The organism is Rhizobium sp. J15, from assembly GCF_002531825.1.
Lineage (GTDB): Bacteria > Pseudomonadota > Alphaproteobacteria > Rhizobiales > Rhizobiaceae > Rhizobium.
On the sequence record NZ_NWSX01000051.1, the window covers coordinates 34051 to 44523 of the forward strand.

Sequence of the window (10473 nt, forward strand, 5' to 3'; positions counted from 1 at the left end):
AGTCTCGCTAGAGCATGATGGTTTCAGGCCGGTTGGTCTAAAATGTGATTCATGTTCTACATTTGATAGTTAGAGCATGATGCCGTCCGAAAGCCGCGGACACCTTTCGGCATCATGCTCTGGACGGGAGCATCGACATGAGTGAAGGTATCGACATCAAGGAACTGAAGCGCCGCATGGATGGCGCGGTTTCCGCATTCAAAAGCGACATCGCATCGTTGCGCACCGGCCGCGCTTCGGCCAACATCCTCGATCCGGTGACGATCGAGGCCTATGGTTCGCGCGTGCCGCTGAACCAGGTCGCAAACATCACCGTGCCCGAACCGCGCATGCTCACGGTTTCCGTGTGGGACAAGTCGATGGTCAGCGCCGTCGAGCGCGGAATCCGCGAGTCCAATCTCGGCCTCAACCCGATCGTCGACGGTCAAAGCCTGCGCATCCCGCTGCCGGAACTCAACGAGGAGCGCCGCAAGTCGCTCGTCAAGGTGGCTCACGATTACGCCGAAAAGAGCAAGGTGGCGATTCGCCATGTCCGCCGCGATGGCATGGACGGCCTTAAAAAGGCCGAGAAGGACGGCGCAATCGGTCAGGACGAGAGCAGGGCGCAGTCCGAACGCGTACAGAAGATGACGGACGAGACGATTTCCGAGATCGACCGCTTGCTTGGCGAGAAGGAAAAGGAAATCATGCAGGTCTAAGGGATCTGTGCCTTTGCCTGGAAAGACCGGACGGGAAATGTCGGAATCTGTATTTGTGACTGTGCCAGAGCATGTTGCCATCATCATGGACGGCAATGGTCGTTGGGCCAAGCAGCGCGGCCTGCCGCGCACGATGGGCCATCGAAAGGGTGTTGAAGCGGTGCGCGAGACGGTGCGCGCCGCCGGTGCCGCCGGCATAAAATATCTGACTCTCTTCGCCTTCTCTTCGGAGAACTGGCGCCGGCCCGAGGCTGAGGTCTCGGATCTGCTCGGCCTGCTCAAAGCCTTCATCCGCCGCGACCTCGCCGAACTTCATCGCCAGAATGTGCGGGTCAAGGTAATCGGTGACCGTCACAGCCTGCGCAGCGACATTCTCGGCCTGCTGCTGGAGGCGGAGGAGACGACCAAGGAGAATACGGCGCTGACGCTGGTCATCGCCTTCAACTATGGCTCCCGGGATGAGATTTCCCGCGCCGTGGTTGGTCTTGCCAAGGATGTCGAGGCCGGCCGGCTGAGGGCGCAGGACATTACCCCCGCTCTGATCAATGCCCGTCTGGACACGGCGGGTATTCCTGATCCCGATCTCATCATCCGCACGAGCGGCGAGGAGAGGCTGTCCAATTTCCTGCTCTGGCAGGCCGCCTATTCGGAATTCGTCTTCCTTCCGGAATATTGGCCGGACTTCAGCCCTGAGATTTTCCGCTCGGCGCTCGAGAAATTCGCCTCCCGCGACAGGCGTTTCGGCGGCGTGTCGTCGCAAGCAGCTGCGGTCGGCACCTGATGCAGCAGGAACTGAAACTCCGCATCGTTTCAGGACTGATTCTCGCGGCCGTCGTTCTTGCCGCCACCTGGTACGGTGGTCTTGCCTTCCGCATCCTGGCGGCCGTGATCGGCCTGCTGATCTATTATGAATGGACGAAAATAACCGGCATCGCGCGTGACTGGGTCGCCAATGCCGTCGGCTGGATCGGCGAGGCGGCAATCGCCTTTCTCGTGCTCGTCGGCAATTTCGAATTCGCCACCGGCATGCTGGTCGGCGTCACCGCCGTCGGTATCGCCCTCATCATCCTGCACGGCACGAGCCGCTGGTTTCCGGTAGGCCTGTTTTATGCCGGGGCGACCGGCGTGGCGCTCGCCGCGATCAGGAGCGACGATCAGCCGGGGCTCTACGCCATGCTCTTCGTCTTCGCCGTCGTCTGGGCCACCGATATCCTTGCCTATTTCGTCGGCAGGGCGCTTCGCGGACCGAAGCTTGCCCCCTCGATCTCGCCTGGAAAGACATGGTCTGGCGCCATCGGCGGCGCCGTTTCAGCGGTCGCGGCCGGCGTTCTTCTCGTCCATTTTCTTGTTCCCGGCGCTGAAATCATCGCTGCCGGCGTGGCGCTGGTTCTGTCGGTCTGCAGCCAGTCGGGCGACCTTTTCGAATCCTTCATCAAGCGAAAATTCGGCGTCAAGGATTCCAGCCGTCTCATTCCAGGCCACGGCGGCGTCATGGACCGGGTCGACGGGCTGATTTTTGCCTGTTTTTCGGCGTTCTTGCTTGCTGGGCTATTTTCCCTGATAAAGGGGAATGGGATGACGTCGCTTGGTGCGGCGTTGTTCGGCCTGTGATGAAGCGGCAGCCTGACGGAAGGAACTCATGGAAGCGGTGACCGGCATATTCGGATTTTTGACGGGTTATATCGTCCCTTTCATCCTCGTGCTCTCGCTGCTCGTCTTCGTGCATGAGATGGGCCACTATCTCGTCGGGCGCTGGAGCGGTATCCGCATCCTCGCCTTTTCGGTCGGCTTCGGCCCCGAGATATTCGGCTTTACCGATCGGCACGGAACACGCTGGAAGATTTCGGTGATTCCTCTCGGCGGTTATGTCCGATTCTTCGGCGATGAGGATGCCTCGAGCAAGCCCGATACCGACAAGCTCGCCGCCATGTCCGAGGAGGATAGGGCACGTTCCTTCGCCGGCGCAAAGCTGTGGAAACGTGCGGCAACCGTCGCGGCCGGCCCGATCGCCAATTTTCTGCTGGCGATTGCCATCTTTACCGTTCTTTTCGCGGTCTATGGCCGAACGGTCGCTGATCCTGTCGTGGCCGAGGTCAAGCCGGACAGCGCCGCCGCATCAGCGGGCATCCTCCCCGGCGATCTGCTGGTTGCCATTGACGGCGGCAAGGTCGAGACCTTCGACGACGTGCGCCGCTACGTCAGCATCCGCCCGAACCAGAAGATCGTCGTGACGATCGATCGCGGCGGCCAGACACTCGATCTGCCGATGGTGCCGCAACGGACCGATATGACCGACCAGTTCGGCAACAAGATCGAAGTGGGCCTGATCGGCATCGTCACCAACCAGGAAGTCGGCCATTTCCGCCTGCAGACTTATACGCCGCTTCAGGCGCTGCGCGAGGGCGTGATCCAGACCCGGGATATCGTCACCGGCACCTTCAAATATATCGGCAATCTGTTGACCGGATCGATGCGGGCCGACCAACTGGGCGGGCCGATCCGCGTCGCACAAGCTTCGGGCCAGATGGCCACGCTTGGTATAGGCGCAGTGTTGCAGCTTGCTGCCGTGCTTTCTGTTTCGATAGGATTGCTTAACCTGATGCCGGTTCCGGTACTTGATGGCGGCCACCTGATGTTCTATGCGGTGGAAGCGGTGAGGGGGAAACCCCTGGGCTCCGGTGCTCAGGAAATTGCATTTCGCATCGGTTTGGCGATGGTACTGACATTGATGGTTTTTGCGACCTGGAACGACATTAGCGCGCTGATAGGATAAACGCGCAAGGCGAGGGAATTACTATTTATTTACGATGTTTCAAGGCTGTAGTGGCGAATGGGTCACGCTTGGAAATGAAGTAAACAGAAATTAACGACCTCCCTTGCTTGTATGTCAAAAGCGGGTAAAACGACACACGTGACCGGAATCGGGGTTTCCCGTGGACGGGGACGAGGGAAAAAAGGTAATAGGTGAAATGAAGGCTGGTTCAAAGTTTTTGAACGCAGTATCGGCGGTTGCGCTGTCTGCTGGTGTTGTTGCTTCGGGCGCAGGTGCTGTGACGTTCGTTTCTGCTACGGCCGCTGAGGCCGCGGTTATCCAGCGCATCGATGTGCGCGGTGCAAGCCGCGTCGGCGCGGAAGCCGTCCGCTCGAACCTCACCATCGCTCCCGGCAAGAGTTTCTCGAACACCGATATCGATGACTCGGTCAAGCAGCTCTATGGCACCGGCTACTTCTCCGACGTCAAGATCTCGGTTTCCGGAAGCACGCTCGTCGTCAACGTCCAGGAAGCCCAGCTCGTCAATCAGGTCGTCTTCAACGGCAACCGCAAGATCAAGGACGACAAGCTCGCGACGATCGTCCAGACGCATGCCGCCGGCCCCTACAGCGACACCCAGATCCAGTCCGACATCCAGTCGATCAAGGATGCCTACGCGGCCACCGGCCGCAGCGAAGTCGAAGTGACGACGCAGGTGGTGCCGCTCGGCGAGGGCCGCGTCAATCTTGCCTTCGTCATCAACGAAGGTGACCGCACCAAGATCGATGCGATCAATTTCGTCGGCAACAATGCCTACAGCGCCGGCCGCCTGGCTGCCGTCATCCAGACCAAGCGTTCGAACTTCCTTTCGTTCCTGACCCGCAAGGACGTCTACAACGAAGACAAGCTCCACGCCGACGAAGAAGCGCTGCGTCAGTTCTATTTCAACCGCGGCTACGCCGATATGCGCATCGTCTCTTCCGATGCCACCTTCGACGAAGCGACCAACAAATACACCCTGACCTTCAACATCGAGGAAGGCCAGCGCTACGATTTCGGACCGGTGACCGTCCAGTCGACCGTCGAAGGCGTCGGCTCCGATCAGCTGCAGCCGCTCGTGCGCACGAAGGAAGGCCAGCTCTACAGCGCCAAGGAAGTGCAGAAGTCGATCGAAGCCATCTCCGATCAGGTGGCCTCTGCCGGTTATCCCTTTGCGCGCGTCACGCCGCGCGGCAACCGCGACCTGAACAACAACACGATCGGCGTCGAGTACCTGGTCGACCAGGGTGAGCGCGCCTATGTCGAGCGCATCGAAATCCGCGGCAACAGCCGCACCCGCGATTACGTCATCCGCCGCGAATTCGACATGAGCGAAGGCGATGCCTTCAATCAGCAGATGATCACCAAGGCCAAGCGTCGCCTCGAAGCGCTCGGTTACTTCTCCTCCGTCAACATCTCCACGCAGCCTGGCAGCTCGCCGGATCGCGTCGTGGTCGTCGTTGATGTGCAGGATCAGTCGACCGGTTCGTTCGGCGTCGGTGCAGGTTATGCCGCCGGTGGTGATGGTCTCCTGCTCGAAGCATCGATCGAGGAAAAGAACTTCCTCGGCCGTGGCCAGTACATCCGCATCTCGGCCGGTGGCGGCCAGGAAGGCTCGCGCGCCTACGGTGTCAGCTTCACCGAACCCTATTTCCTCGGCTACCGTCTGGCGGCCGGCTTCGACGTCAACCACAGCGAAACGTCGAGCAACGATGACTACGACTACGAGGAAACCAGTGTCGTCCTGCGCGTAACCGCGCCGATCACCGAGGATCTGGCGACGACCTTCCGCTATAACTACAAGCAGATGAAGTACGATGGCGATACCGCCGATCTTTCGGCCACGTACGCCAATCTGGTTGACGAGAGCCCGTGGACGCGTTCTTCCGTCTCGCAGACGCTGACCTACAACACGCTTGACGACACCGTCCTGCCGCGTGAAGGCATTTACGCGACGGCGACCCAGGAAATTGCCGGCCTCGGCGGCGACTCCCAGTTCTACAAGATTTACGGCAAGGCGCGTTATTACCACCTGCTCGCAGACGATGCCGATATCATCGGCTCGCTCTCCGCTTCGGCGGGCTATGTCGTCGGCTTCGGCGATAACCTGAACGTCTTCGACCAGTTCACCCTGACCAATGCCGATATTCGCGGCTTTGAAAACAAGGGTATCGGTCCGCGGATCACCGGCACGCACGATGATCCGCTCGGCGGCACGACCTATTTCACGGCGTCTGCGGAAGCGACTTTCCCGATGCCGGGCTTCCCGCGTGACTTCAACCTGCGCGGTGCAGTCTTCGCCGATGCCGGTACGCTGTTCGGCAATGACGTAGATCTTCTTGGTGCCGACCAGGCTGAAGGCACCAGCGCGTCGCTGCGCGCTTCCGTCGGTGTCGGCGTCGTCTGGCAGTCTCCCTTCGGTGCATTGCGTCTGGATTACGCAATCCCGGTCCTCAAGGAAGACTTCGACAAGACGCAGAACTTCAAGTTTGGCATCAACAACCAATTCTGATATCGGCAGTCCGGAACTGTAAGACTCAATTCCGTTCTGGAGCATTGCCGATGGAGCAAAACGTTTTTTTTCTGCCCCATGAAGGTCTGAGGCTCGCTGAGCTTGCAGAGTTTCTTGGGGCGGAACTTGCCAATTCCGATCATGCAGACGTCATCGTCAGGTCCGTGGCCCCGATCAGCAGGGCGCGGGCGGGCGATGTTTGCTATATTCTGTCGCGCCGCAGCCGCGAGGAATTTGCGACATGCGAGGCCTCGGCGGTGATCTGCGACAAGGCGCTCGCCGATCTCGTTCCCCCGCACCTTCCGATTATCCTGTCGTCCAATCCGCATGCGGCCTTCGCGATGGCGGGCGGTCTGTTCTATCCCGCCGCATTGCGTCCGGTCGCCATTCCGGGTGAAAGCGAGATCGCGCCGAGCGCGGTGATCGATCCGAGCGCCAAGCTTGAAAAGGGCGTGATCGTCGAGCCTTTGGCCGTGATCGGCGCACATGCCGAAATCGGCGAAGGAACGCGCATCGGCGCCAACAGCGTCATCGGCCCGAACGTCAAGATCGGCCGGGATTGTTCGATCGCGGCCGGTGCGAGCGTTCTCTGTGCGCTGATCGGCAACGGCGTCATCATCCACAACGGCGTCCGCATCGGCCAGGATGGTTTCGGTTATGCGCCGGGCCCGCGCGGCATGATCAAGATCGTCCAGATCGGCCGGGTGATCATCCAGGATAATGTCGAGATCGGCGCCAATACCACCATCGACCGCGGCGCCATGGACGACACGGTGATCGGCGAGGGCACCAAGATCGACAATCAGGTGCAGATCGGCCACAACGTCCAGATGGGCCGCCATTGCGCCATCGTCGCGCAGGTCGGCATCGCCGGCAGCACCAAGATCGGCAATGGCGTGCAGATCGGCGGCCAGGCCGGCATCAAGGGGCATGTGACCATCGGGGACGGCGTGCAGATCGCTGCCAAAAGCGGTATCATGACTGACCTTGCCGCCGGCGGGCAATATGGCGGTGTACCGGCACGTCCGCTAAAAGACTATCTGAGAGAGGCCGCGCAACAGGTGTCGAAGTCCAAGTTGCGTGGAAAGAACCCTGGAGGCAAGCAAGATGACTGAGGAAGCCACGACGACGCTTTCTTCGGCTGATATCACCGAGATCATGAAGCTGCTGCCGCATCGTTACCCGTTTCTCATGGTCGACAAGATCATCGAGATCGACGGCGACAACACGGCGATCGGCATCAAGAACGTCACGGTGAACGAACCGCATTTCACCGGCCATTTTCCGGAAGCGCCGATCATGCCTGGGGTTCTGCTGATCGAGGGCATGGCTCAGACGGCAGGCGCCATCTGCGCCAAGAAGGAAGGTCAGACCGGCAATCTCGTCTACTTCATGACCATTGAAAATGCGCGCTTCCGTAAGCCCGTCGTGCCCGGCGACCGCGTCGAGTTCCACGTCAAGAAGCACAAGCAGCGCGGCAATATCTGGAAATTCCATTGCGACGCCAAGGTCGACGGCGCGCTTGTCGCCGAAGCCGATATCGGCGCGATGATCGTTCGTAAGGATCAGGCATGAGCAATATCGCCGAAAGCGCCCGTATTCATCCGATGGCCGTCGTCGAAGACGGGGCTGTCATCGGTGAGGGCGTCAAAATCGGTCCTTTCTGCCATGTCGGGCCGCATGTCGTCCTGCATGCGAATGTCGAGCTTCTGGCGCATGCGGTCGTCACCGGCCGCACCGTGATCGGCAAGGGTACGCGCATCTTCCCGATGGCCGTCGTCGGCGGCGATCCGCAGAGCGTGCATCATGGCGGCGAGGAGACGACGCTGACGGTCGGCGCCAATTGCACGATCCGTGAAGGCGTGACGATGAACACCGGCACGGCCGATTTTGGCGGCAAGACGACCGTTGGCGACAACAATCTTTTCCTCGCCAACTCCCACGTTGCGCATGACTGCCATGTCGGCAACAACGTGATCATGTCGAACAACGTCATGCTCGCCGGCCATGTCGTCATCGAGGATCGCGTCATCCTGGGCGGCGGCTCGGCGGTTCACCAGTTCACCCGCGTCGGCCGGCAGGCCTTCGTCGGCGGCCTGTCGGCGGTGAGCTACGATGTCATCCCCTATGGTATGCTGAACGGCAATCCCGGCCTGCTGAGCGGTCTCAACGTCGTCGGCATGACGCGCGCTGGCATCGACCGCGCCGTCATCCACAGGGTGCGCCGCGCCTATAAGGCGATCTTCGAAGGAACGGCCTCCGTCCGTGAAAATGCCGCCGCTATCCGCGAGGAATATGCCGATTGCGAGCAGGTGATGCAGATCCTCGATTTCATCGCTGCCGATAGCGATCGCGCCCTGTCCTCGCCGACCCGGGGACAGAAGGGCTAGCGCGTGGCTTTATCCGGCGACACCGCGGCGGGCCGGCTGGCGATCATCGCCGGCGGCGGCCTTCTGCCTTCCTATGTCGCCGAAGCCGCCCGTGCGGCCGGCGAAAATCCCGTCATCGTGGCGCTGAAGGATGAAAGCGACCGCCGCTGGGAAGGCTATGATCACGCCGTCATCGGCATCGGCGATTTCGCGGCCCTCGACAGTCTCTTCAATCGCTACGGCGTCGGCCGCGTCGTCATGTCCGGCAGCGTTCGCCGCCGGCCGGAATGGCGCGAGGTGCGCCCCACGCTGCGCATCCTGATGAAGGTGCCGGCCACCATCCGCACGCTGCTCTCCGGCGGTGACGATACCGTTCTTCAGATGGTAATCCGACTGATCGAGGGAAACGGCCGGCGCGTCGTCGGCGCCCATGAGATCGCCCCGGATCTGCTTGCCTCCGTCGGCCCGCTTGGTGCGGTGACACCGTCCGAGGAGGACCGGCGCGATATCGCCCGCGCGGCCGAAGCCGCCGAGATGCTCGGAAGGCTCGATGTCGGGCAGGGCGCTATAAGCATCGGCGGCCGCATCGTCGCATTGGAGGGCCTCGAGGGCACGGACGGGATGCTGGAACGGGTCGCCGATCTTAGAGCCGCCGGCCGCATCTCGCCGCGCCGCCGCGGTGCGCTCGTCAAGCTCTGCAAGCCGCAGCAGGATATCCGCGCCGACCTGCCGGCGATCGGGATCTCCACGATTCTCAACGCAAAAAAAGCCGGCCTTGGCGGCATCGCCGTAGAGGCCGGCCGCTCTCTGGTGCTCGATCGCGCTGCCGTCATCAAGGCCGCCGATGAAGCCGGGTTGTTCGTCTGCGGCATCGACCGCGGCTTGCCGGCAGGGGGGCTTGGATGACCGGGACGCCGCTCAAGGTCGCCGTCATTGCCGGCGAAGTCTCCGGGGACCTGCTCGGCGCCGATCTCATCGCCGCCCTGAAGCGTATTCATGGCGGACCGGTGGAACTCGTCGGCGTCGGCGGCGAGGGGCTGCAGGCCGAGGGCTTGAAATCCCTGTTCGATTTCTCCGAGCTGTCGATCATGGGCATCACCCAGGTGCTGAGCCGGCTGCCAAGGCTGTTTACCCTGATCCGGCAAACCACAGCGGCAATCGTCGCCGCGAAGCCGGATATTCTGCTCATCATCGACAGCCCGGATTTCAGCCATCGCGTCGCCAAGCGCGTCCGCACCGCGCTGCCGGATCTGCCTGTCGTCAATTATGTCTGTCCGAGCGTCTGGGCCTGGAAGGAATATCGCGCGACGCGCATGCTCGGCTATGTCGACCACGTGCTCGCCATATTGCCCTTTGAGCCGGCGGTCATGCGCGCGCTCGGCGGACCGGCAACGACCTATGTCGGGCACCGCCTGACTGCCGATCCTGCGCTGCTGGAAACCAGGCGCCTGCGCGCCGGCAGGCAGCCCGGCAACGGCACGATCCTGCTTCTACCGGGCTCGCGTTCCTCCGAAATAAAGAAGCTTCTGCCCTATTTCGAGGCTGCCGCAAACGAGCTTGCTGCCCGCAACGGGCCGATGCGCTTCATTCTGCCGACGGTGACGCACAAGCAAGCGCTTGTCCGGGAAATGACGGCCGGATGGGCTGTAAAGCCGGAGATTGTCGTCGGCGCGGAAGCGAAATGGAAGGCCTTTGCTGAAGCCGATGCGGCCATGGCGGCGTCCGGAACTGTCATACTCGAACTGGCGCTTGCCGATGTTCCTGTCGTTTCCGCCTATAAGGTCGATTGGATCATGCGCATGCTGACATCGAGTATCAAAACCTGGACCGGCGCGCTGCCGAATCTGATTGCCGATTATGCGGTGGTACCGGAATATCTGAACGATATCGTTCGCGGCGCAAGCCTTGCACGCTGGATGGAAAGGCTCTCGGCCGACACCTATCAGCTCAAGGCGATGAAGGACGGCTACGAGTTCATCTGGCAGCGGATGCAGACGGAAAGACCGCCGGGAGAGCACGCGGCGCAGATATTGCTCGATGTTCTCGCCAATAAAAAACCCGGCCATCTCTGAACTGACCCCGTAAAGTTGGACGGTTTATTGG

10 protein-coding genes are annotated in these 10473 nt (G+C 61.2%); all 10 read left to right on the top strand.

Features of this window, described 5'->3' with window-relative positions:
* The first annotated feature begins 137 nt into the window (after nt 1-137).
* On the top strand, nt 138-698 hold the full coding sequence (frr, locus tag CO670_RS27995; protein WP_039619546.1) for a ribosome recycling factor: 561 nt from the start codon (nt 138-140) through the stop codon (nt 696-698).
* Between the two features lie 37 nt (nt 699-735).
* Nucleotides 736-1479 (top strand): isoprenyl transferase, encoded by a 744-nt coding sequence (locus tag CO670_RS28000; RefSeq protein ID WP_097593224.1) that lies wholly within the window; start codon nt 736-738, stop codon nt 1477-1479.
* Nucleotides 1479-2309 (top strand): phosphatidate cytidylyltransferase, encoded by an 831-nt coding sequence (locus CO670_RS28005; RefSeq protein WP_097593225.1) that lies wholly within the window; start codon nt 1479-1481, stop codon nt 2307-2309. The genes CO670_RS28000 and CO670_RS28005 overlap by 1 nt, the downstream gene beginning before the upstream one ends.
* Nucleotides 2310-2337: 28 nt before the next feature.
* Nucleotides 2338-3471, top strand: coding sequence for an RIP metalloprotease RseP (gene rseP, locus CO670_RS28010; RefSeq protein ID WP_097593227.1), 1134 nt, complete (start codon nt 2338-2340; stop codon nt 3469-3471).
* Nucleotides 3472-3667: 196 nt separating this feature from the next.
* Nucleotides 3668-6001, top strand: a complete 2334-nt coding sequence (bamA, locus tag CO670_RS28015; protein WP_097593228.1) for an outer membrane protein assembly factor BamA — start codon at nt 3668-3670, stop codon at nt 5999-6001.
* Nucleotides 6002-6051: 50 nt separating this feature from the next.
* Entirely contained in the window at nt 6052-7116 is a 1065-nt protein-coding gene (lpxD, locus tag CO670_RS28020) for a UDP-3-O-(3-hydroxymyristoyl)glucosamine N-acyltransferase (RefSeq protein ID WP_097593229.1), read from the top strand.
* Nucleotides 7109-7576, top strand: a complete 468-nt coding sequence (fabZ, locus tag CO670_RS28025) for a 3-hydroxyacyl-ACP dehydratase FabZ (RefSeq protein WP_097593230.1) — start codon at nt 7109-7111, stop codon at nt 7574-7576. The genes lpxD and fabZ overlap by 8 nt, the downstream gene beginning before the upstream one ends.
* Nucleotides 7573-8391 carry an acyl-ACP--UDP-N-acetylglucosamine O-acyltransferase gene (gene lpxA, locus CO670_RS28030; protein WP_097593231.1) on the top strand — a complete coding sequence of 273 codons (819 nt, stop codon included), beginning with the start codon at nt 7573-7575 and terminating at the stop codon, nt 8389-8391. Before fabZ ends, lpxA begins: the two co-directional genes overlap by 4 nt.
* 3 nt (nt 8392-8394) lie before the next feature.
* A complete protein-coding gene (locus tag CO670_RS28035) occupies nt 8395-9276 on the top strand; it encodes an LpxI family protein (RefSeq protein ID WP_097593233.1) in 882 nt (293 codons plus the stop codon).
* Complete coding sequence (lpxB, locus tag CO670_RS28040; RefSeq protein WP_097593234.1) at nt 9273-10442, top strand: lipid-A-disaccharide synthase; 1170 nt, start codon at nt 9273-9275, stop codon at nt 10440-10442. Before CO670_RS28035 ends, lpxB begins: the two co-directional genes overlap by 4 nt.
* Nucleotides 10443-10473: the final 31 nt, after the last annotated feature.

Excerpts from the sequence above, each read along its gene's own strand:
- lpxD (WP_097593229.1), top strand. The coding sequence starts at position 6,052 with ATGGAGCAAAACGTTTTTTTTCTGCCCCATGAAGGTCTGAGGCTCGCT.
- frr (WP_039619546.1), top strand. The coding sequence starts at position 138 with ATGAGTGAAGGTATCGACATCAAGGAACTGAAGCGCCGCATGGATGGC.
- lpxB (WP_097593234.1), top strand. The coding sequence starts at position 9,273 with ATGACCGGGACGCCGCTCAAGGTCGCCGTCATTGCCGGCGAAGTCTCC.
- CO670_RS28005 (WP_097593225.1), top strand. The coding sequence starts at position 1,479 with ATGCAGCAGGAACTGAAACTCCGCATCGTTTCAGGACTGATTCTCGCG.
- fabZ (WP_097593230.1), top strand. The coding sequence starts at position 7,109 with ATGACTGAGGAAGCCACGACGACGCTTTCTTCGGCTGATATCACCGAG.
- CO670_RS28000 (WP_097593224.1), top strand. The coding sequence starts at position 736 with ATGTCGGAATCTGTATTTGTGACTGTGCCAGAGCATGTTGCCATCATC.
- lpxA (WP_097593231.1), top strand. The coding sequence starts at position 7,573 with ATGAGCAATATCGCCGAAAGCGCCCGTATTCATCCGATGGCCGTCGTC.
- bamA (WP_097593228.1), top strand. The coding sequence starts at position 3,668 with ATGAAGGCTGGTTCAAAGTTTTTGAACGCAGTATCGGCGGTTGCGCTG.
- rseP (WP_097593227.1), top strand. The coding sequence starts at position 2,338 with ATGGAAGCGGTGACCGGCATATTCGGATTTTTGACGGGTTATATCGTC.